Genomic DNA, 22,694 nt, shown 5'->3' with positions numbered 1-22,694 from the left:
TTCTTTCCGACCGTGCCAGAAGAAGCCGATGATGTCATCGAAAAGCAGAAGGATCAATTCCAGAATATCATCCCACATGACATTCACCTCCTGTTTTCAATATAGCAGGATGATTTTTATTTTACAAGGCGGTGGTGGCATGTGTAAGAAAGTTGTAAGAACCGGGTAGGATTCATTTTTTCTTGAAAGACGATATCTCTTGCCGTATAATATAATATTAGGAAAATATTGATTGAATGGAGGAAACAGCCTCATGGAAAATAAAAGAACGAGATTTTACCTGATCCGTCATGGAGAAACGGATTGGAACAAAGCAGGCCGTTATCAGGGCTGCACAAATATACAGCTGAATGCAGAAGGCATGGAACAGGCACGCCTGTTGGGGGAACGCTTCAAATATCTGCCCTTGGATGTGGTGTATGTATCCCCTCTGGACAGGGCGGTGGCAACAGCAGAGCCCGTGGCTGCATCTCATGGCTTGACGCCCATCAAAGATGACCATTTCAGAGAAATCAACTTTGGGGAGTGGGAAGGTCATACCATTGCGGAACTGTCCGAAAAATATGGTGAAGCCTATACAGATTTCTTCAGAGACCCCTTCGACCATCCCGTGCCCGGGGAAGGTTCTTTCCAAAACGCCATGGATCGTGCCCTCGAAGGGTTCAACATCCTTGCGGAAAGACATAAAGGTCAGAATGTAGCCATCGTTTCCCATGGCGGCCTTTTGCGTGTGATGCTGGTTGGCCTCCTGGAAATGGGCGATGCTTTCTATCGCAAAACATGGATGACCAATACCTCCATCACTATGCTGGATGTGATGGCAGATGGCAGAAAACTACTGATGACGCTCAATGACAAAGCCCATTTAGAGATGGCTGAAGTATTCAAAAAGGGTGAATGATATGAAGAAAAAAGTAATTGTGGTCGGTGCTGGTGCGGCAGGGCTGATGGCGGCTGGCCGCGCGGCGGAAAAAGGCCACGAAGTACATTTATACGAAAAAAATAATCGGATCGGCAAGAAGATCCTCATCACAGGGAAAGGCCGCTGCAATGTGACCAACGACAGTGATGTGGAAGGGCTTTTGGATAATATCCCCGGTAATCCCTATTTTATGTACAGTGCATTCTATCATCTGGATAGTTTCGGCACACAGGAGTTTTTCAGAAATCTTGGTCTGGAACTGAAAGTGGAACGAGGCAAGAGGGTATTCCCTGTTTCCGATCGTTCTCTGGATGTGGTTCTTGCGCTGGAAAAATATATCAAACAGAACAAAGTAAAACTCCATCTGGAAAGTCCGGTGGAAAGCATCCTGATCGAGGATGGACAGGCTGCGGGAATCCGCCTGAAAAACGGTAAGGAAGAAAAAGCCGACGGTGTCATCGTCTGCACAGGTGGTTTGTCTTATCCCGGGACAGGCTCTACGGGAGACGGCTATCGCTTCGCAAAAGCGGCAGGTCATCATGTGACCAAACTCTATCCTTCTCTGGTTCCCCTGAAAACGGCGGAAAACTGGTGCCATGAACTGATGGGTCTGAGTCTGAAAAATATCGAGATCACTGTGAAAAATAATAAGGGCAAAAAGGTTTATACAGACTTTGGGGAAATGCTGTTTACTCATTTTGGTGTTTCCGGCCCTGTGATCCTCAGTGCCAGCAGACATATCATTCTGACCATTGAGGAAGGCTACAAATTGTACATCGATCTGAAGCCTGCCATGGATGAAAAGAAACTGGATGCCAGACTGCTGCGTGATTTCGAAAAATTTGCAAACAAAGACTTTATCAACGCACTGGATGAACTGCTGCCCCAGAAACTGATCCCTGTGATCATTGAACTGGCAGAGATCGACCCTCGCAAGAAGGTCAACAGCATCACCAAGGAAGAAAGAAAACGCCTGCTGAACCTGATCAAGGCACTGCCTCTGACCATTACAGGGGTGACAGGCTATAACGAAGCGGTCGTGACCTGCGGCGGCATCGAAACAGACGAGATCGACCCTTCCACCATGGAAAGCAAACTGGTGAAAAACCTGCATTTTGCGGGGGAAGTTCTGGATGTAGACGCCTATACAGGCGGTTTCAATCTGCAGATCGCATTCTCCACAGGCTATACAGCCGGGGAATTCATCTGTCAGGAATAAGGAGGAAAGAAATATGAAACGATTTGCCATTGCGGTGGACGGGCCTGCTGGTTCCGGCAAAAGTACTGTAGCCAAGGCGGTTGCCAGAAAATTGGGTATTATTTATGTGGATACCGGGGCGATGTATCGCACCGTAGCCCTGCACTGCAAACAGAAGAATATTGCATGGGAACAGGAAGCAGATGTTGTCGCTGCGCTGGATTCTCTGAAAATGAAAATCGTTCCCGAAGAAGGCGGTCAGAAAATCTTTCTGAATGATGTGGATGTCACAACTGATGTACGCGCCGCGGAAATCGGCAAGGGCGCATCTGCTGTTGCGGCTTACCCTAAGGTAAGAGAACGCATGGTGGAGCTGCAGCAGGAGATGGCGAAAGAACATGCTGTCATCATGGATGGCAGAGACATCGGCACTGTTGTGCTGCCTGATGCGGAAGTGAAGATCTATCTGGATGCAGGCGTGGAAGAAAGAGCGCGCCGCCGTGTGGGCGAACTGGAAGCAAAGGGCGAACCTGCGGATTTCGAGGAGATCAAGAAAATGATCATCCAGAGAGACTATAACGATATGAACAGAGAACATAGTCCTCTGAAAAAAGCGGACGATGCCATCAGTCTGGATTCCACCAGCATGACAGCGGAAGAAGTGGAACAGGCGATCCTGAACATCGTTGCGGAAAGGGTGTAAGAACTATGAAAAATGAATCTTTTATCGCAAACCTTCTGATCGGTATTATGCGGATCTGGTTTGCTATTATGTTTAAAGTGGAAATCAAAGGGAAGGAAAATGTGCCTGCAGAAGGCAATGCCATTATTTGCGCCAACCACTATAGCAACTATGATCCCTTTGCGGCAGCTATCTATCTGGACAGACTGCCTCGCTATATCGGCAAAAAGGAACTGTTTGAAAATAAGGTTCTTGCCTTTCTGCTGAAAGAAGTACGCGTATTCCCTCTGGACAGAAAAGCGGCTATGGATATGAAGGCCGTAAAAACAGCGCTGAAAGTGCTGAAAGATGGTGAGATCCTGGGCATTTTTGCGGAAGGTACCCGTGTCAAGGAAGGCGAGCATGTAGATGCCAAAGGCGGTGTGGCTCTGTTTGCCATGAAGGGCAATGCCAGCGTGATCCCCTGTGCCATTAGCGGTAAATATAAATTCAGAAATAAGATCACTGTGGAATATGGTGCCCCACTGTCTCTGGATGAATTCCGCGGCCAGAAGCTGACCGCAGAAGTGATGACAGAGATCACAGATGTGATCATGGGCAAAGTGGAAGAAATGAAGGTGAAAGCATGAGCAATGTAACACTGGCAGAATCTGCGGGTTTTTGTTTCGGGGTAAGGCGTGCCATTGAAATGGCTTATGCAGAGATCGAAAAAAACAACGGGGAGCCTTTATATTCCTACGGTCCCCTCATCCATAACAAAGAAGTGACTAACGATCTGGACAAAAAAGGCCTGCATATCATTGAGTCTCTGGAAGGCATCGACAAGGGGACAGTAGTGATCCGTTCCCATGGCGTTGGCAAGTTCCTTTATGATGCACTGGAGGAAAAGGGTATGCAGATTGTAGACGGTACCTGTCCTTTCGTGAAAAAGATCCATACCATCGTAAATGAAGCATGGACTGCCGGCAAAAGCGTCATCATTGCCGGGGACGGCAAACATCCTGAAGTGATGGGGATTAACGGCTGGTGCGGCAACAGTGCCGTGATTCTGGAAAGTCCCGAAGAAGCAGTGGCGGCAGAACTGGATGCAGATAAGAAATATGCTGTTGTGGTACAGACAACTTTCCGTCAGAGCAAGTTTGATGATATGATTGAAATTTTGAAAGGAAAAGGTCTGGATCTTGATATTTCTCAAACGATCTGTTCTGCAACGGAAAAACGCCAGAAAGAAGCCATGGAGCTGTCTAAAAATGTCGATAAAATGATCGTGATCGGCGACAAAAAAAGTTCTAATACACAAAAATTGGTGGAAATCTGTAAAAAAAATTGTGAGAATACCGTTCATATTGAAACAATTTGCGATTTGGTGTTGAAAAGTTTCTTAAAGGATGATAGAATAGGTATAACTGCAGGTGCGTCTACACCGCCTGCAATAATTAAGGAGGTAGTTGTTACTATGAGCGAAAATGTAAAAGTTGAAGAAATGAGTTTTGAACAGATGTTGGAAGAATCCCTCGTTACACTGCATACTGGTGACGTTGTAAAAGGCACAGTTATCCAGGTAGTTGGCGAAGAAGTTTCCGTTAACCTGGGTTTCAAATCTGACGGTGTTATCCCCAGAGGCGAATTCTCCAGAGATACAACAGTAGTTCCCAGCCAGGTTGTTAAAGCTGGCGACGAAATCGAAGTATTCGTTGTTCGCGTAAACGATGGCGACGGCAATGTTCTGCTGTCCAGAAAACGCATCGAAGAACAGAAGGGTATGGAAGATATCGAAAAAGCTTTCAATGAAAAAACAGTTGTTACAGGTACAGTAACAGATGTTGTAAAAGGCGGCCTGATCGCTATCGTAAATGGCGTAAGAGTATTCATCCCCTCTTCTCAGGTTTCCAACAGATTCATCGAAGACCTGTCCGTATTCAAAGGTCAGGAACTGGAATTCAACATCATTGAAATGGACAGAGTAAAACGTCGCATCATCGGCGGCAGAAAAGCTCTGGTTGAACAGGAAATCGCAGCGAAAAAAGCAGCTTTGTTCGAAACAATCGAAGCAGGCGCTAAAATTGCTGGTACAGTATCCAGACTGACAGATTTCGGTGCATTCGTTGATCTGGGCGGCGTTGATGGTCTGATCCACATCTCCGAAATGAGCTGGGGCAGAATCTCCAACCCCAGAGAAGTACTGAAAGAAGGTCAGGCTGTTGAAGTATTCGTTCTGGATGTAGACAAAGAAAAAGGCAAAATCAGCCTGTCTCTGAAAGATGCAAACATGAACCCCTGGACACTGGCAGTAGAAAAATATGCTGTAGGTACAATTGTTGAAGGTAAAGTAGTTCGCATGGTACCTTTCGGTGCATTCGTAGAACTGGAACCCGGCGTTGATGGTCTGGTACACATTTCTCAGATTGCAAACAAACACGTAGTAAAACCCGAAGATGAACTGAAGGTTGGCGAAGTAATCAGCGTGAAAGTTCTGGAAGTAAATTCCGAACAGAAAAAAATCAGCCTGTCCAAACGTCAGGCAGAAGCTCCTGTTGAAGAAGCTCCCGCAGAAGAAGCTCCTGCAGCAGAATAATTTCTGAGCAGATAACTCCCGTTGTGGTGTGACCACAATGGGAGTTTTTTTTATTTTTATTTTTTATGAAAAAATCGATGCAAAGAAATTCTTGTTGTTTTTTTATTCGAACGTCGCTGTTCAGTGAAAATGGCGAAAAAACAAAGGTTTATTCTATTTTTGTTCAGAAAATGAAATTTTGTTCATTTTATATTCATTCGGTTTTTGAATAATATTGAAAAAGTTTATAAAAGTGGCATATTCATAGAAAAACCTTTTGAAATCGATTGAAAAACCAGCATTGTTACCTATGAATTTTTATGCTATACTTCTAAGTAATTTGACAGAGTAAAGGAGAGAAGCATATGGAAAAGAGAAAAATGATGCAAACCATCGATCATACTCTGTTGAAACAGGAGGCAACATGGGAACAGATTTGTAATCTATGCATAGAAGGCATGGAAAATGATGTAGCATCTGTATGTATCCCACCTTCTTTTGTAAAACAGGCAGCAGAATTTGTGGAAGGAAAACTTCCGATCTGTACGGTCATTGGTTTTCCAAACGGATATCAGACCAGCGCGATTAAAGCAATGGAAGCAGCGCAGGCTGTGAAGAATGGCGCAGATGAGATCGATATGGTCATCAATATCGGTTGGGCGAAGGAAAAAAGATACGATGATATCCTGAAAGAAATCAATGTGGTCAAGGAAGGCTGCAATGGTAAACTGCTGAAGGTCATCATTGAAACCTGCCTGCTGACAGAAGAAGAGAAAATCGCACTTTGCGACGTGGTGAGCCGCTCTGATGCGGAATTCATCAAAACCAGCACGGGCTTTGCCGGCGGCGGAGCTACACTGGAAGACATCCGGCTGTTCAAAAAATATGTGACAGGGGATACCAAGATCAAAGCGGCAGGCGGAATCAGATCCGTTTCTGATGCGGAAGCCTTTCTGGCAGCAGGGGCAGACAGACTGGGTACAAGTTCTCTTCTGGCAATGCTGAATCAGGAAAGTTAAAACAGCCCATAGCATGTGCATAAGCGCATGAAAAATAGAAAAAATTGTTTTTATGGGGAAACAAAAAAGGGAGGAATTAACAATGAAATTATCCAAAAAATTAACAGCAATGGCAATGGTAGCAGTTATGGCTCTGGGCGTAACAGCATGTGGCGGTTCTGAACCCGCAGCAGAAGACGGCGCAAAAACATACATCATTGCAACAGACACAACATTTGCACCTTTCGAATTCCAGAACGAAGCAGGCGAATACGTTGGTATTGATATCGAACTGCTGGCAGCAATCGCTGAAGATCAGGGTTTCGAATATGAACTGCAGACACTGGGCTTCGACGCAGCAGTACAGGCTCTGGAAGCAGGTCAGGCTGACGGTGTAATCGCTGGTATGTCTATTAGACCTGACAGAGAAGAAAAATTTGATTTCTCTACACCTTATTTTGATTCCGGCGTTGTAATGGGTATTGCAGCTGACAACGATACAATCAAAGGTTACGAAGATCTGGCTGGCCAGAAAGTAGCTGTTAAGAGAGGTACAGAAGGTATGGAATTTGCAGAATCCATCAAAGATCAGTATGGCTTTGAAACAGTAGTATTCGATGATTCCAGCGCAATGTGCATGGACGTAGTTGTTGGCAACTCTGCAGCTTGCTTCGAAGACTATCCCGTACTGGGCTATGGTATCACTCAGGGCAACGGCCTGAAAATGGTAACAGATAAAGAACAGGGCAGCTCCTACGGTTTCGCAGTTGGTAAAGGCATCAACGCAGAACTGCTGGAAATGTTCAACACAGGTCTTGCTAACCTGAAAGAAAACGGCAAATATCAGGAAATTCTGGATACATACATCCAGGGCTAATTCCTTAAGGAGCAGTGCCTTATGAGTAGTTTTTTTGAATATGTAGGACAGTGTATGCCTCAGCTCACTATGGGTCTGAAGCTTACACTTCAAATGACAATTTTATCCCTGGTGCTGGCAGTGATCGTTGGTATGATCACATGTCTGTTCAGCATCTCCAAGGTGAAACCTCTGAACTGGATCTCCGGGATCTATCTGAGCTTGATCCGTGGTACACCACTGATGGTACAGGCGTTCTTTATCTACTTCGGTATTACCGGTGCGCTGGGTATCAGAATCACATCTTTCAGTGCTGCGATTCTGGTTCTGTGTCTGAATGCCGGTGCGTATCTGTCTGAAATCTTCAGAAGTGGTATCGCTGCGGTAAACAAAGGTCAGATGGAGGCTGCAAGAAGCCTTGGCCTGCCCTATGGTGTGGCAATGAGAAAGATTATCCTGCCTCAGGCGATCCGTATCGTTATCCCTTCCGTTCTGAATCAGTTCATCATCACACTGAAGGATACATCCATCCTTTCCGTTATCGGCTGTGGTGAATTGATGCGTCAGGGTCAGCTGATCGTAGCAAGAAACTATGAAAGTTTCAAAACTTATGCGATCGTTGCTGTAATGTACTACGTGGTTGTAGTCGTTCTGACAAAAATCTTCCAGTTGGTTGAAAGGAGGCTGGCAAACAAATGATCAAGGTAAAAGTTGAACAGTTGAAAAAAAGCTTCGGCAGCCTGGAAGTATTGAAGGGAATCGACCTGGAAGTAAAAGAAGGGGAAGTTGTTTGTCTGATCGGTCCTTCCGGTTCCGGTAAGTCCACATTTCTGCGCTGCCTGAACAAACTGGAAGAAACAACTGCAGGCACTGTGATCGTTGATGATAACGATATTACAGATCCCAAATGCAATATCAACAAGGTAAGGGAAAATATCGGTATGGTGTTCCAGCAGTTCAATGTGTTCCCTCACCTGAGTGTTTTGGAAAATATCATGCTGGCTCCCGTTGACAGAAAGAAACTGACAAAGGCGGAAGCAAAAGCGACTGCGGAAAGACTGCTGGCAACAGTTGGTCTGGCGGAAAAGGCTGGAGAATATCCTCCAAATCTTTCCGGCGGTCAGCAGCAGCGTGTTGCCATTGCCCGTGCGCTGGCAATGAGTCCCGATATCATGCTGTTTGATGAACCCACATCTGCGCTGGATCCTGAAATGGTAGGCGAAGTTCTGGAAGTAATGAAGCAGCTGGCAAAAGACGGTATGACAATGATCGTTGTTACCCACGAAATGGGCTTTGCCAGAGAAGTTGCAGACCGTGTGATCTTCATGGACGGCGGCTATATCGTGGAACAGGGCACACCTGCAGAGGTGTTTGGCAACCCTCAGCATAAGAGAACACAGGACTTCCTGAACAAAGTTCTCTGATCAATCCAAGAATAAAAACCTCAAGCATTTTGCTTGAGGTTTTTTGTTTACAAAAAAAAGGAAAAGTGGTACTCTTTTTTATACATGAATATACGAAAGAAAAGAGGGAAAAAAGTGATCGCTGTAATTGTAAATACGCTGGCAGTACTGATCGGCAGCTCTGTTGGTATGTTGTTGAAAAAAGGAATCCCGGAACGGATCACGGATACATTGATGAAAGGGCTGGGGCTTTGTACCCTGTATATCGGCTGGAGCGGTACGCTGAAAGGCTCCAATACACTGGTTCTGATCCTGTCCATGGCCATTGGTATCGTGATCGGGGAAGGGCTGGATCTGGATGAGAGACTGAACCGCTTTGCGACTGGAGTAGAGAATCGCTTCAAAAAGGGCGGCAATGAAATTTCTCTTGCAGAAGGTTTTGTGACAGCCTCTTTGCTGTTCTGTGTTGGGGCTATGACCATTGTTGGTTCTCTGCAGGCCGGTTTGTCCGGGGATTATGAAATGCTTTTCACCAAATCTGTGCTGGATCTGATCTCCTCTATGGTTTTCGCATCGTCTTTGGGCGTTGGCGTGATGCTGGCGGCGGCCTTTGTGTTTGTATTTCAGGGCGGTATTGTTTTGCTGGCGCAGTTTATTGCTCCCTTCCTGACGGATGCGGTCATTGCGGAAATGGTCTGCACTGGCTCTCTGATCATTTTTGCACTGGGGATGAATATCATTGGTATCACAAAACTGAAGGTCATCAATTTCCTGCCTGCCATTTTTCTGCCTATGGTGCTTTGTCCGATTCTGGCGAATTTTATTTAAACAAAAAATCCTTGCAAATCAAGGGGAAATGTGGTATAGTTTATTACAGTAATATATAAGTTGTCGGCGAAGAAGAGTAGGTTGAAGAACCTGCTCTTTGTGTTTGTTAGGAAAAATTTCGGAAAAAGAGGTGTAAAAATGGCAAAGGCAAATAATACAGAACTGAAAGTTCTGCCTCTTCTGGAACCCATCGTGGAAGCGAATGGTCTGGAACTGGTAGATCTGGAATTTGTAAAAGAAGGCGTGAACTGGTATCTGCGCGTGTATATCGATAAAGACGGCGGCGTGAATATCGATGACTGCGAACTGGTGAGCCGTGCGCTGGAAGCGAAACTGGATGAAAAAGATCCCATCGAACAGGCGTATATTCTGGAAGTAAGCTCCCCCGGTATCGACAGACCTCTGAAAAAAGAGGCTGATTTCGTAAAATATCAGGGCGAGATCATTGATGTAAAGCTGTATAAAGCAGTAAACGGCAGCAAGCAGTATCAGGGCAAGCTGCTGGGTCTGGAAAACGGTGTGCTTTCCATCGAAGAAGAAAATGGGAACGTAGTGACTTTTGAACATAAAGATGCAGCCAGCGTGAGACTGGCAGTGATCTTCTAATATAAGAGGGAGGAATCTGGAAAATGGATAGTAAGGAATTTTTGACCGCACTGGAACTGGTTGCGAAAGAAAAAAACATCGATAAGGAAATCATCTTTGAAGCGATCGAAGCATCTCTGGTTTCTGCTTGCAAAAAACATTTTGGTACAAGCCAGAATATCAAAGTAGACATGAACAGAGTGACAGGCGAAGTAAAATGCTTCACACAGAAAACGATCGTAGAAACAGTAGAAGATCCTCAGCTGGAAATTTCTCTGGAAATGGCAAGAATCGCAAACCCCAACTATGTGGTAGGCGATATCGTTGATATTGAAGTAACACCCAAAAACTTCGGCAGAATTTCTGCACAGACAGCAAAACAGGTTGTTGTACAGAAATTCCGTGAAGCGGAAAGAGAAATCCTGTTCAACCAGTACATCACAAAAGAACGTGAAGTGGTAACAGCGATCGTACAGAGAAAAGAACGCAGAAACGTGATCGTTCAGATGGGCAAGATCGACGCAGTTCTGGCTGCAAACGAACAGATCCCCGGCGAACAGTATAACTTCATGGATCGCGTGAAAGTATACGTTCTGGAAGTAAAACAGACAACAAAAGGTCCCCAGATCTTTGTTTCCAGAACACACCCCGAACTGGTAAAACGTCTCTTCGAACAGGAAGTGCCTGAAGTACACGATGGTACAGTAGAAATCAAGAGTATTGCCAGAGAAGCAGGCAGCAGAACAAAAATTGCTGTTTACTCCAAAAATGAAAACGTTGACGCACTGGGCGCATGCGTAGGTCAGAATGGTTACAGAGTTAATGTGATCGTAAACGAACTGGGCGGCGAAAAAATCGACGTGATCAACTGGTCTGAAGATCCCAGAGAATTCATTGCAGCAGCACTGAGCCCTTCCAAAGTTCTGGAAGTAAAACTGAACGAAGCAGAACAGAGTGCAAAAATCGTGGTTCCCGACCATCAGCTGTCTCTGGCGATTGGTAAAGAAGGCCAGAATGCAAGACTGTCTGCAAAACTGACAGGCTGGAGAATCGACATCAAGAGCGAAACACAGGCAAGAGAAACAAACTTCCTGGCTGACGAAGAACCTGCAGCAGAAGTAACAGAAGCGGCAGAAGAACTGGATGCACTGGAAGTGATCGATGCAATCGAAACTGCGGAAGAAGCAGTAGAAGAATAAGTGGGTGAGAGCGTATGAAACAGAGAAAAGTACCTCTCAGAAAATGCACCGGTTGTCAGGAAATGAAAAATAAAAAGGAACTGATCCGTATCGTTAGAAATGATGCAGGAGAGTTTTCTTTAGACCGCACAGGCAAAAAGCCCGGCCGCGGCGCATATATCTGTCCTAATGGGGAATGTCTGGCAAAAGCGCAGAAATCCAAAGGGCTGGAACGTTCCTTTAAAGCCCCCGTGCCGAAGGAAGTGTATGAACAGCTGTTAAATGAACTGGAGGCGGAAGTGAATGCATAAGTTTCTTTCCCTTCTGGGGCTTAGCAAACGGGCCGGCAAACTGGCCGCCGGTGAAGTGGCAGCTGAACAGGCAGTACGCGGCAAACAGGCGTATCTGCTGATTTTATCGGAGGATGCCTCCAAAAATACAAAAAAGAAATTCAGAAACTCCGCAGCTTACTATGAACTGCCCTTGGCAGAGATCGGAACCAAGGAAGAACTGGGCAGAGCTATTGGTACGGATATGCGATCCATCATCGCAGTTACGGAAGAGGGCTTTGCGAAAAAACTGAAACAGCTGGCGGATGATATCATAGAGAATAGAACGAAGGTCGGTGAAGACTGATCATCGAGAAAGACGAGGTGTTGTGGAATGTCCAAGATTCGTATTTATGAACTGGCAAAGCAGCTGAATGTTGCGAATAAAGATCTGATGGAAAAAATTCACAGTGTTGGTATCGAAGCAAAGAGCCACATGGGTGTGCTGACTGATGAAGAAGTTGCGAAGGTAACAGCGCTGTATCAGCCTAAAGAAGAACCTAAAAAAGAAGCACCTAAGAAGGATGCGCCCAAACAGAATGCACCCAAGAAGGATGCGCCCAAACAGAATGCACCCAAACAGGACGCACCTAAAAAAGGCGGCGAACACAAACAGGGCGGCAAAAACGACAACAGACAGGGTGGTAAACCCCAGCAGCAGAACAACCAGAAACAGGGTGGTCAGCAGCAGGGCGGCAAACCCCAGAATAAAGATAACAACAAGGGCAAAGATAAAAAAGGCGGCAAGCCCAATGGCCAGAAAGTGAAAGAAAACCCCATGGAACGCAGACGTCGTGAAATGGAAGAAGAAGCAGCGCTGATGGCAGAACTGGCAGCACTGGAAGCAGCAGAAGCAGCTGCAAACGCTGATCCCGAAATCAAATATATCCCCGAATCTATCACAGTGAAAGATCTGGCAGAAGTTCTGGGTAAAAAAGGTTCTGATCTGGTAATGAACCTGATGAAAAAAGGCAAAATGCTGGCGATCAATGCAACACTGGACTTTGATACAGCTGCATCTATCGCAGAAGAATACAACGTGATTCTGGAACTGGAAGAAGAAAAAGACATTATGGAAGAAGCTTTCGGTGCAGAAGAGGAAGAAGACGAATCCAAACTGGAAGAAAGACCTCCCGTTGTAGTAGTAATGGGTCACGTTGACCATGGTAAAACATCCCTGCTGGATGCGATCCGTCATGCGAACGTAACAAAAGGCGAAGCAGGCGGTATCACACAGCATATCGGTGCTTATACAGTACAGATCGACGGCAAACCTATCACTTTCCTGGATACACCTGGTCACGAAGCATTTACAGCAATGCGTATGCGTGGTGCGCAGGTAACAGATATCGCGATCCTGGTTGTTGCTGCCGATGACGGTGTTATGCCTCAGACAATTGAAGCGATCAACCATGCGAAAGCTGCAGGCGTTGAAATCATTGTTGCTATCAACAAAATGGATAAACCCTCTGCAAACCCTGACAGAGTAAAACAGGAACTGACAGAATATGGTCTGCTGGCTGAAGACTGGGGCGGCACAACTGTATGTGTACCCGTTTCCGCTCGTTCCAAAGAAGGTATCGATAACCTGCTGGAAATGATCATCCTGACAGCAGAAATGAAGGAACTGAAAGCAAACCCCAACAAAAAAGCAAGAGGTGCCATCATCGAAGCACAGCTGGACAAAGGCCGTGGCCCCGTTGCAACAGTACTGGTACAGAGCGGTACACTGCGTGTAGGAGACCCCGTTGTGGCTGGTCCTGCTTACGGTAAGATCAGAGCTATGACAGATGACAAGGGCAGAAGAGTAAAAGCTGCAGGCCCTTCCACTCCTGTAGAAATTCTGGGTCTGTCCGAAGTTCCTGCTGCCGGCGATACATTCTATGTGGCAGCAAACGAAAAACAGGCAAGACAGCTGGCTGAAAGCGTAATTGCAAAAAACAGAGAAACTCTGATCGCACAGACTCCTCAGAAAGTATCTCTGGATGACCTGTTCAGCCAGATCCAGTCCGGTAACATGAAAGAACTGGGTATCATCGTAAAAGCAGACGTACAGGGTTCTGTAGAAGCAGTTCGTCAGTCTCTGGAAAAACTGTCCAATGAAGAAGTTCGCGTTCGCGTGATCCACGGTGGTGTTGGTGCGGTAACAGAAAGTGACGTTCTGCTGGCTTCCGCTTCCAATGCAATCATCATCGGCTTCAACGTTCGTCCTGAACCTGCTGCAAAAGCATTTGCAGAAGGCGAAAAAGTTGACGTTCGCCTGTACCGTGTTATCTACCATGCCATCGAAGATATCCAGGCTGCGATGAAAGGTATGCTGGATCCCGTATACGAAGAAAAAGTTCTGGGTCATGCAGAAGTTCGTCAGACCTTCAAAGCTTCCGGCGTTGGTACCATCGCAGGTTCCTATGTAAAAGACGGTAAGATCGTTCGTAACTGTCAGGTTCGTATCGTTCGTGACGGTATCGTTGTTTACGAAGGCGAGCTGGAATCCCTGAAACGTTTCAAAGACGACGTAAAAGAAGTTGCACTGGGCTATGAATGTGGTCTGGTATTCAAAAAATTCAATGACGTAAAAGAAGGCGACTGGGTAGAAGCATTCACAATGGTTGAAATCCCTCGCTAAGATATAGGTGAAAAGTATGAAAACAAATAACAGACTTTCCCGTATCAATGACGAAATCATGAAAGAACTGTCTCAGATCATCAGAGCAGAACTGAAAGATCCTCGTATTGGTGCGATGACAAGCGTGATCCGTGTGGAAACAACACAGGACCTGAAATATGCAAAGGTTTTTGTTTCCGTACTGGGTAACGAAAAAGACAAAGAAAATGTAATGAAGGGTCTGCAGAACGCCGGTGGTTTCATCCGTCGTCTGATCGCACAGAGAATTAACCTGCGTTACACACCCGAATTCAGATTCAAACTGGACGAATCTGCAGAATATGCGATCCATATGGATCAGCTGTTCAGCCAGATCGCAAAAGAAAAAGAAGAGAGAGATGCTGAATGATGAAAGCAAATGACTCTTTTGAGAAAATCATGGAATGGATCCTGTCAGCCGATTCTATCGCGCTGGCAGGCCACCTGAATCCCGATGGTGACGCTATCGGTGCCTGTCTGGCACTGGGCGGCGCACTGGAAAAGGCAGGGAAACAAGTGCAGGTCATTCTGGAAAAATATGCGGATAAATACCACCTGATCCCCAATGGTCATCTGGTATGTCAGGCGGAAGAAGCAGAGATTCCAGAGTTGTTTCTTTCTCTGGACTGCGGCGATGAAGGTCGACTGGGGGCTGCGGCAGAAATTTTTGCAAAAGCAGCAAAAAAGATCAATATTGACCACCACGAAAGCAATACTTATTTTGGGGAGCTGAATTATGTGGCGGCAGATGCATCTTCTACCAGTGAGATTATCTTCGGTCTGATGAAAGACAGACTGCCGATGACTGCTGCAGAAGCGGCCGGATTGTATGCAGGTCTGATCTATGATACAGGCGGTTTCCGTCATTCCTCCACATCCCCAGAAACAATGAAGATCGCTGGGGAATTGATGGGCTACGGGATTCCTTTCACAACGATTTATAACCGATTTTTTGATACCCGCAGTTTTTCTGAACTGAAGATCATGGGCAGAGCGCTGGACAATGCAGAGATTCTGTTTGGCGGTGATGTGGTTTGTTCTACGATCACAACGGCAGAGATCGAAGCAGTGGGAGGCAGCAATAAGGAACTGGATGCCATCATCAATTTTCTGAAAGGCGTATTGGGGGCAAAAGTGGCTTGTTTCTTCTATGAAAAGACAGAAACAGACGTAAAGGGCAGTTTCCGCGGTAATGACGGCTACGATGTATGTGCGCTGGCACAGAAATTCGGCGGCGGCGGTCATGTGAAGGCGGCGGGCTGTACCATATCTGCACCCATTGCAGAAGCAAAAGCAATGGTGCTTGCTGAAGTAGAAAAGATGCTGTAAAGGAGGACTTCCTTTTGGACGGTATTTTTAATATATATAAAGAAAAAGGTTTTACTTCCCATGATGTGGTGGCTATTGTCAGAAGAACTATCCACATGAAGAAGGTAGGCCATACAGGTACACTGGATCCTGATGCGGAAGGCGTTCTGCCTGTCTGCGTGGGTAAGGCTACAAAGCTTTCCGACGTTATCATGGATGGCAGGAAAAGTTACAGCGCCATGCTGAGACTGGGCATCACCACAACCACAGAAGATGCTTCCGGCGAAGTGCTGGAAACAAAAGAAGTGGACTTCAACGAAGAAAAAATTCGTGAAGTGGTTGCGTCTTTCATCGGCAGACTGGAACAGGTACCTCCTATGTATTCCGCTGTAAAAGTCAACGGCAAAAAACTGTATGAACTGGCCAGAGAAGGCAAGGAAATCGAACGAAAATCCCGTACGATTGAGGTATATGATATTCGCATTCGTCAGTTCCTGCCTCCCGATCGCGTAGAGATCGATGTGGACTGCTCCAAAGGCACATACATCAGAACGCTCTGCTCTGATATCGGTAAGGCGTTGGGCTGTGGCGGTCATATGGCTGAACTGCTGCGTACCAGAACAGGTGCATTTTCTCTGGAAAATGCCATCAAACTGGAGGAACTGAAAGTTCTGGCAGAACAGAAAAAAGTGGAAACAGTGCTGCTGACTATGGAGGATGCGCTGCAAGACTTTCCTCTGGTAAAGGTTTCTGAAAAATCTCAGAAATTCCTGTATAACGGCGGTAAAATTCAGGAAAGATTCCTGACAGAAAAACCTGCAGTCCTGACAGAAGGGGAGATCGTGGCAACTTATGACTACGAAAACAACCTTGTGGGTCTGTATGAAATCAAAAAAGAAGAAAGTAACTTTTTTATTAAACCTTTTAAAATGCTGGTATAAAGCGTTGGCAAGGGGCTGAACATCTCTGCAATTGTATTTGGAGATACGACAGGCCTTTGACAACCGAAGGACATGAGCAGGGCAAAACCCTGTGAGTGGAATTGGCGGCTGCAAAGCAGACGGCTTTTTATGCTTGCATAAAAAGTAAGGAGTAAAAAAATGGAACATATTACTGACACGCGAATCGAACAGAGCCAGCCTACAGCGGTAACGCTGGGCAACTTTGACGGCCTGCATCTGGGTCATCGTTCGCTGATCAATCTGACAAAGCAGTTTGCGGAGGAACAGGGGCTGAAAAGCGTTGTGTTCACATTCTCTCCCCATCCCATGCTTGTCTTTAAGAAAAAAGATGATTTTGCCCTGATCATGGCTCCTGATGAAAAGAAATTTCAGATGGAACAGATGGGGGTAGATACGTATATCGAATATCCTTTTGATGCGGAATTTGCGGCTATGAGTCCCGAAGATTTCGCGGTAAAGCTGATTTTCGAAAAACTGAACTGTCAGGTGCTGGTGGTAGGGGAAGACTATCATTTTGGCAAAGGGGCAGCAGGTAACTACGAAATGCTGAAGGAACTGGGTGCAGAAAGAGGCATCATGGTCATTGGTGTGCCCAAGGTGTTGCATGATGAGGAACGTGTAAGTTCCTCCCGTATCCGCAGATGCCTGATCCAGAAGGATCTGGAAGAAGCAAATCAGATGCTGACTGTGCCTTATTTCATTCTGGGCACAGTAAAAGAAGGGAAAAAACTGGGCAGAACCATCGGTTTCCCTACGGTGAATATTGAAGCGCATCCGCTGAAACTGTTCCCTCCCAACGGTGTATATGCTACAAAAACACTGTATAAGGGTAAATATTATTACGGTGTGACAAATATCGGCAAAAATCCTACAGTAAACGGCACAGTAAAGATCGTGGAAACGTATCTTCTGGATTTTGACGAAATGATCTACGGCGAAGAATTGCAGACATTTTTCTATAAATTCCTGCGCAGTGAAGAAAAATTTCCCAGTGTGGAAGAACTGCAGAGACAGATCGGCATAAATGCAGAGCAGGCAAGGGAATATTTCGCTTCCGAAGAATATGCACACTGGAAAAGCGAACAGGAATAAATAAAAAAGAGATTGGCTTTCCGACAGGAAAAGAACGACGGAAAAGGACACAATTTCATCATGGAAAGACAAATGCAGAAAACCTTCATTCTGCAAGGAAAAATAAAGAAAAATCAAGAATTTTCCTTGCAAATTCAGGGACTGTATGGTAATATACTAATGTTGTAAAACCAAGACTCAGTTTTCGGACACCTCGACCATTACTTAGTCTATGGCGCTTTACAGAAAAGAAAACAAAATTTTTCTAGGAGGAAAAAAACAATGGCAAACGCAATCAACAAACAGGAAATCATCGCAAAATACGGCAGAACACCTAACGACACAGGTTCTCCCGAAGTACAGATCGCTCTGCTGACAGCAAGAATCGTTCTGCTGACAGACCACCTGAAAATGCACAAAAAAGATCACCACTCCAGACGTGGTCTGCTGAAAATGGTTGGTCAGAGAAGAGGCCTGCTGAACTACCTGAAAGAAATCGATATCGAAAGATACCGTGCAATCGTAGCAGAACTGGGTCTGAGAAAGTAATTCACAGATGATATTCAAAGGGAGGATCCAACAAATCCTCCCTTCTTTTCTATCAAGAAAAAGTAACTAGTAGGCGCACTATAGATTTCCAGCTTTGTCCATAAGGACAGGCCTTGTGGGTAAAGCTGAAGATCTATGGTGCAGACAAACGACATTCAAGAAAAGGAGAATGAACATGTTTAGAAGCTATTCCATGGAACTGGCTGGCAGAACACTGACAGCTGAAATCGGCAGAGTGGCAGAACAGGCAAACGGCGCATGTCTGATGCGTTATGGCGATACAACTGTTCTGGTAACTGCAACAGCATCCGACAAACCCAGAGATGGTATCGATTTCTTCCCTATGTCTATCGACTACGAAGAAAGACTGTATTCCGTTGGTAAAATCCCCGGCGGTTTCATCAAAAGAGAAGGCAGACCTTCTGAAAAAGCGGTGCTGACAGCAAGATGTATCGACAGACCTCTGCGTCCTCTGTTCCCCAAAGATTACAGAAATGATGTTGCTATCGTTGCAACAGTAATGTCCGTAGATCAGGATTGCTCTCCCGAAGTACTGGCTATGATCGGTGCTTCCCTGGCCCTGAACATCTCTGATATCCCCTTCACAGATCCCGTTTCTTCCGTAAACATCGGTTACTGTGACGGTCAGCTGGTAGTAAACCCTACAGCAGAACAGAGAGAAACAACAAAACTGAACCTGACAGTATCTTCCAAAGAAGATAAGGTTATGATGATCGAAGCCGGTGCTGACGAAATCCCCGATGCACTGATGATGGAAGCGATCCATCTGGCATTTGATACAAACCTGGAAGTTGCAAAATGGATCAAGGAAATCACAGCAAAAGAAGGTAAGGAAAAAGCACCTTACACAGAATATGTGATCCCCGAAGATGCATACCAGCTGGTAACAGGTTTCATCACAGATGCAAGAATGGAAGACGCTGTATTCGCTGAACTGAAACAGGACAGAGACGCGAAGATCAAAGCAGTTACAGAAGAAGTAACAGAAGCTCTGACAGAACAGCTGACAGAGATGATGGGTGAAGATGAAAACATCCCTCAGCTGATCGGCGATATCATTTATAAATTCCAGAAAATGACAGTAAGAAGAATGATCCTGAGAGACCACAAACGTCCCGACGGCCGTGGCATCGAAGAAATCAGAAAACTGTCCGCAGAAGTTGACGTACTGCCTCGCGTACACGGTTCCGCTCTGTTCTCCAGAGGCCAGACACAGGCGCTGACAGTAACAACACTGGGTGCGATCTCCGAAGGCCAGAGACTGGACGGTCTGGATGAAAAAGAAACAGGCAAGAGATACATCCACCACAATAACTTCCCCGGCTACTCTGTAGGTGAAGCAAAAACTTCCAGAGGTCCCGGCAGACGTGAAATCGGTCACGGCGCACTGGGCGAAAGAGCGCTGCTGCCCGTAATCCCCAGCGAAGAAGAATTCCCTTACTCCATCCGTCTGGTTTCCGACATCCTGTCCTCCAACGGTTCTACATCTCAGGCTTCCATCTGTGGCTCCACACTGTCCCTGATGGCTGCAGGTGTACCCATCAAACGTCCCGTTGCAGGTATCTCCGTTGGTCTGGTAACAGGTGACAGCGATGATGACTTCATCGAAATCACAGATATTCAGGGCGTAGAAGACTTCTTCGGCGACATGGACTTCAAAGTTGCTGGTACTTCTGAAGGTATCACAGCAATTCAGATGGATATGAAGATCAAAGGTCTGACATTCGAAATGATCGAACAGGCTTTTGCACAGACAGGCAGAGCAAGAGATTATATTCTGAACGAAGTAATGCTGAAAGCAATTGCAGAACCCAGAAAAGAACTGTCTCCTTATGCGCCTAAGATTGCTCAGATGCAGATCGATGTGGAAAAGATCGCAGAAGTGATCGGTGCAAGAGGTAAAGTAATCAAGAAGATCGTAGAAGAAACAGGCTGTGAAATCGATACAGAAGATGACGGCACAATCTACATCAAAGGCGTAGATCCCGCTGGCATCCAGAGAGCAAAAGATATGATCACAGCAATCGTTTCCGATCCCGAACCCGGTACAATCTACCACGGTACAGTAACAAGACTGATGGCATTCGGTGCATTCGTTGAAATCGCACCCGGCAAAGAAGGTCTGGTTCATATCTCCAAAATTTCCAACAAACGTGTTGCGAAGGTAGAAGATGTTCTGGCAGTTGGCGACAAGGTTGCTGTAAAACTGATGGAAATCGACAAACAGGGCAGACTGAACTTCTCCATGAAGGATGCAGTTGAAACAGAAGAACACAAAGAAGAAGCATAATTCTTAAAAAGCAGGCAGGGGCTGTTTGCAGGTGAGAGCCTGTAAACTCTCCTGCCTTTCTAGTATAAAAAATTGGATTTTTCCAATGATAGAAACAGAAATCTGATTTAGGAGAGATGTTATGGTCACCATCAGAACACTGGACAACGGCATAAAAGTAGCATTGGAATCGATTTCCTATGTGCGGAGCATTTCTTTTGGTATCTGGGTGAAAAACGGCACCAGAAATGAACTGCCGCAGGAAAATGGCGTATCCCATTATATCGAACATATGATGTTCAAAGGAACGGAACACCGCACTGCAAGGGAGATCGCAGAGGAAATGGATGCATTGGGCGGGCAGATCAATGCCTACACCACAAAGGAATATACCTGTTATCATACCCGTGTGCTGGACAAGCACATCGATCGGGCGCTGGATGTGATGAGCGATATGCTGCTCCATCCCCTGATCGCGGAGGAGGACGTGCAGAAGGAGCGTAACGTCATCACAGAGGAAATCTATATGTACGACGATGCGCCGGAGGAAGTGGTGCATGACGCCCTGCAGGATGCCATCTGGCGGGAAAGTTCTCTGGGGATGCCCATTCTTGGTACGGAAGAAACCATTGGAACTTTTGATGCAGCGTTTATCCGTTCCTATTATGAAAAAAATTACCATCCGGAAAATATCGTCCTTTCGGTGGCAGGCAATTTTGAGATGGAAGCAATGGTTTCCAAACTGAACGAAAAACTGGGACAGTGGACGAGAGAAATTCCTTTTACTCCCTACCAGACGAAGGCTGTATATCATGTTTCTCATGTGGAAAAGGAAAAGGACGTGGAGCAGGTACACACCTGTATTGCCTTCCCTGCCTTTGAGCGGGAGCATCCCATGAAATATGCCATGGCGATCTTCAATACGCTTTTCGGCGGAGGCATGAGCTCTCGCCTGTTCCAGAAGATCAGAGAGGATCACGGGCTGACTTATTCTATCTACAGCTACACCACCGCCTTTGCGGATACGGGAATCTTTACCATCTGCGCCAGCATGAACCCCAATCAGGCGGAAAAGGTATATGAACTGATTGCAGAAGAGATCCGCGAGGTGAAAAAAGAGGCTTTCCCCGAAAAACTGATCGAAGTGACGAAGGAGCAGATGATCTCCAATTTCATCATCGGCACGGAGAGTACGCTGAATCGTATGAATTCCGCCGGGGCATCCCTGATGCTGCGCGGAAGCGTGCAGGAAACGGAAGAAGTCATTGCAAAGATCGAAGCGGTCACAGCAGAGGATGTGCTGGAAGCGGCCAGAACTGTGCTGGATTTTGCAAACCTCAGCTATTCTGCCGTGGGCAATCTGAAGGGGAATGACTTTGGTGCCTTGGTGAAAAAGGCTTTTTCTTAAAAAATATTCATAAAAGGGAATTTCCTAGGGATACTAAAAACGTATCTATCAAAAAAAGGAGGGATCCCTTATGAAATGGATGAATATTATTGCACTGACGCTGGTCATCGTAGGCGCTCTGAACTGGGGGCTGATCGGTTTTCTGAATTTTGATCTGGTCACAACGCTGTTTCACGGCGGCATGTTCTGGGTGGCAAGGGTGATCTTTGCGCTGGTCGGTCTGGCAGGGGTATGGTGTCTGACCATGTATCATGCCGTTGGTCAGGAAGATCAGCTGCGTATGAGCAAACAGTAACAAACGATAAAAACGGGCGAAATGCCCGTGATACATAGGAATAAGCCGAAGGCTTATGAATAGTTTTTCTTACAGATATACAAAGAAGAAGGGAGTGGGCGAAATGCGTTTTACAAAAATGCAGGGCTGCGGCAACGACTATATCTACATAAATTGTTTTGAAGAAAAGGTGGAAAATCCTGAGAAACTGGCAATTGCCATGAGCGAACGTCATTTTGGTGTAGGCTCTGACGGTCTGGTACTGATCATGCCTTCTGAAACAGGCGATTTCCGTATGCGCATGTTCAATCTGGATGGTTCCGAAGGGAAAATGTGCGGCAATGCTTCCCGTTGTGTGGGCAAATATGTGTATGAAAGAGGTCTGAACGATAAAACACTGGTGGCACTGGAAACACTGGGCGGCATGAAATATCTGGATCTTCATGTGAAAGACGGCATTGTGGAATCTGTAACGGTGGATATGGGCGAACCCATTCTGGAAGCAGCACAGATTCCCGTAGTAAGTGAAAAATCCTCTGTGATCGGGGAAAAAGTACAGATCCTGGACAGAGAGTTTGATTATACCTGCGTTTCCATGGGGAACCCTCACGCCGTTGCGTTTGTGGATAACGTAAAGGATTTTCCTCTGGAAACT

Annotated in this window: 24 protein-coding genes; all 24 read left to right on the top strand. The window is 45.9% G+C overall.

The window, feature by feature from the left end; all coding sequences use genetic code 11:
- Window positions 1–253 precede the first annotated feature (253 nt).
- Entirely contained in the window at window positions 254–901 is a 648-nt protein-coding gene (locus ACJMLT_RS05235) for a histidine phosphatase family protein (RefSeq protein ID WP_405727642.1), read from the top strand.
- Between the two features lies 1 nt (window position 902).
- Window positions 903–2,141 (top strand): BaiN/RdsA family NAD(P)/FAD-dependent oxidoreductase, encoded by a 1,239-nt coding sequence (locus ACJMLT_RS05230; RefSeq protein WP_405727640.1) that lies wholly within the window; start codon window positions 903–905, stop codon window positions 2,139–2,141.
- Between the two features lie 13 nt (window positions 2,142–2,154).
- The gene (gene cmk, locus ACJMLT_RS05225; protein WP_405727637.1) at window positions 2,155–2,823 is read left to right on the top strand and encodes a (d)CMP kinase; all 669 of its coding nucleotides are present in this window, start codon (window positions 2,155–2,157) and stop codon (window positions 2,821–2,823) included.
- 5 nt (window positions 2,824–2,828) lie between these two features.
- On the top strand, window positions 2,829–3,431 hold the full coding sequence (locus ACJMLT_RS05220) for a lysophospholipid acyltransferase family protein (protein WP_405727634.1): 603 nt from the start codon (window positions 2,829–2,831) through the stop codon (window positions 3,429–3,431).
- Window positions 3,428–5,377 carry a bifunctional 4-hydroxy-3-methylbut-2-enyl diphosphate reductase/30S ribosomal protein S1 gene (locus ACJMLT_RS05215; RefSeq protein ID WP_405727631.1) on the top strand — a complete coding sequence of 650 codons (1,950 nt, stop codon included), beginning with the start codon at window positions 3,428–3,430 and terminating at the stop codon, window positions 5,375–5,377. Before ACJMLT_RS05220 ends, ACJMLT_RS05215 begins: the two co-directional genes overlap by 4 nt.
- Window positions 5,378–5,721: 344 nt before the next feature.
- Complete coding sequence (gene deoC, locus ACJMLT_RS05210; RefSeq protein WP_405727628.1) at window positions 5,722–6,375, top strand: deoxyribose-phosphate aldolase; 654 nt, start codon at window positions 5,722–5,724, stop codon at window positions 6,373–6,375.
- A gap of 82 nt (window positions 6,376–6,457) precedes the next feature.
- Window positions 6,458–7,231 carry a transporter substrate-binding domain-containing protein gene (locus ACJMLT_RS05205; RefSeq protein WP_405727625.1) on the top strand — a complete coding sequence of 258 codons (774 nt, stop codon included), beginning with the start codon at window positions 6,458–6,460 and terminating at the stop codon, window positions 7,229–7,231.
- A gap of 21 nt (window positions 7,232–7,252) precedes the next feature.
- Window positions 7,253–7,909, top strand: a complete 657-nt coding sequence (locus ACJMLT_RS05200) for an amino acid ABC transporter permease (protein WP_405727622.1) — start codon at window positions 7,253–7,255, stop codon at window positions 7,907–7,909.
- A complete protein-coding gene (locus tag ACJMLT_RS05195) occupies window positions 7,906–8,634 on the top strand; it encodes an amino acid ABC transporter ATP-binding protein (RefSeq protein WP_405727619.1) in 729 nt (242 codons plus the stop codon). The genes ACJMLT_RS05200 and ACJMLT_RS05195 overlap by 4 nt, the downstream gene beginning before the upstream one ends.
- Before the next feature lie 114 nt (window positions 8,635–8,748).
- Window positions 8,749–9,441, top strand: a complete 693-nt coding sequence (locus ACJMLT_RS05190; RefSeq protein ID WP_405727616.1) for a DUF554 domain-containing protein — start codon at window positions 8,749–8,751, stop codon at window positions 9,439–9,441.
- 138 nt (window positions 9,442–9,579) lie between these two features.
- Window positions 9,580–10,047, top strand: coding sequence for a ribosome maturation factor RimP (gene rimP / locus ACJMLT_RS05185; RefSeq protein ID WP_405727613.1), 468 nt, complete (start codon window positions 9,580–9,582; stop codon window positions 10,045–10,047).
- 23 nt (window positions 10,048–10,070) lie between these two features.
- Window positions 10,071–11,225 carry a transcription termination factor NusA gene (gene nusA / locus ACJMLT_RS05180; protein WP_405727610.1) on the top strand — a complete coding sequence of 385 codons (1,155 nt, stop codon included), beginning with the start codon at window positions 10,071–10,073 and terminating at the stop codon, window positions 11,223–11,225.
- 14 nt (window positions 11,226–11,239) lie between these two features.
- Window positions 11,240–11,515, top strand: a complete 276-nt coding sequence (gene rnpM, locus ACJMLT_RS05175; protein ID WP_405727607.1) for an RNase P modulator RnpM — start codon at window positions 11,240–11,242, stop codon at window positions 11,513–11,515.
- Window positions 11,508–11,840, top strand: coding sequence for a L7Ae/L30e/S12e/Gadd45 family ribosomal protein (locus tag ACJMLT_RS05170; protein ID WP_405727604.1), 333 nt, complete (start codon window positions 11,508–11,510; stop codon window positions 11,838–11,840). Before rnpM ends, ACJMLT_RS05170 begins: the two co-directional genes overlap by 8 nt.
- A 27-nt stretch (window positions 11,841–11,867) precedes the next feature.
- Complete coding sequence (gene infB, locus ACJMLT_RS05165; protein WP_405727601.1) at window positions 11,868–14,159, top strand: translation initiation factor IF-2; 2,292 nt, start codon at window positions 11,868–11,870, stop codon at window positions 14,157–14,159.
- 16 nt (window positions 14,160–14,175) lie between these two features.
- Entirely contained in the window at window positions 14,176–14,547 is a 372-nt protein-coding gene (gene rbfA / locus ACJMLT_RS05160; protein ID WP_405727598.1) for a 30S ribosome-binding factor RbfA, read from the top strand.
- Window positions 14,544–15,506, top strand: a complete 963-nt coding sequence (locus ACJMLT_RS05155; RefSeq protein ID WP_405727595.1) for a DHH family phosphoesterase — start codon at window positions 14,544–14,546, stop codon at window positions 15,504–15,506. The genes rbfA and ACJMLT_RS05155 overlap by 4 nt, the downstream gene beginning before the upstream one ends.
- Before the next feature lie 14 nt (window positions 15,507–15,520).
- The gene (gene truB / locus ACJMLT_RS05150) at window positions 15,521–16,426 is read left to right on the top strand and encodes a tRNA pseudouridine(55) synthase TruB (RefSeq protein WP_405727592.1); all 906 of its coding nucleotides are present in this window, start codon (window positions 15,521–15,523) and stop codon (window positions 16,424–16,426) included.
- A gap of 159 nt (window positions 16,427–16,585) precedes the next feature.
- Window positions 16,586–17,539 (top strand): bifunctional riboflavin kinase/FAD synthetase, encoded by a 954-nt coding sequence (locus ACJMLT_RS05145; RefSeq protein ID WP_405727589.1) that lies wholly within the window; start codon window positions 16,586–16,588, stop codon window positions 17,537–17,539.
- A 261-nt stretch (window positions 17,540–17,800) separates the two neighbouring features.
- Complete coding sequence (gene rpsO / locus ACJMLT_RS05140) at window positions 17,801–18,067, top strand: 30S ribosomal protein S15 (protein ID WP_405727586.1); 267 nt, start codon at window positions 17,801–17,803, stop codon at window positions 18,065–18,067.
- A gap of 175 nt (window positions 18,068–18,242) precedes the next feature.
- Window positions 18,243–20,378: a polyribonucleotide nucleotidyltransferase gene (locus ACJMLT_RS05135; protein WP_405727584.1), complete on the top strand. Its 2,136-nt coding sequence runs from the start codon at window positions 18,243–18,245 to the stop codon at window positions 20,376–20,378.
- A gap of 121 nt (window positions 20,379–20,499) precedes the next feature.
- Entirely contained in the window at window positions 20,500–21,765 is a 1,266-nt protein-coding gene (locus tag ACJMLT_RS05130) for a M16 family metallopeptidase (protein ID WP_405727581.1), read from the top strand.
- 70 nt (window positions 21,766–21,835) lie between these two features.
- Entirely contained in the window at window positions 21,836–22,060 is a 225-nt protein-coding gene (locus ACJMLT_RS05125) for a DUF378 domain-containing protein (RefSeq protein WP_405727578.1), read from the top strand.
- A 103-nt stretch (window positions 22,061–22,163) separates the two neighbouring features.
- On the top strand, window positions 22,164–22,694 hold a 531-nt coding region (gene dapF, locus ACJMLT_RS05120), incomplete at its 3' end, for a diaminopimelate epimerase (RefSeq protein ID WP_405727575.1).

Origin of the sequence: Anaerotignum sp., from assembly GCF_045122575.1 — a bacterium.
Taxonomy (GTDB): Bacteria; Bacillota; Clostridia; order Lachnospirales; family Anaerotignaceae; genus Anaerotignum_A.
This window is presented reverse-complemented; position numbering and strand designations above follow the sequence as displayed.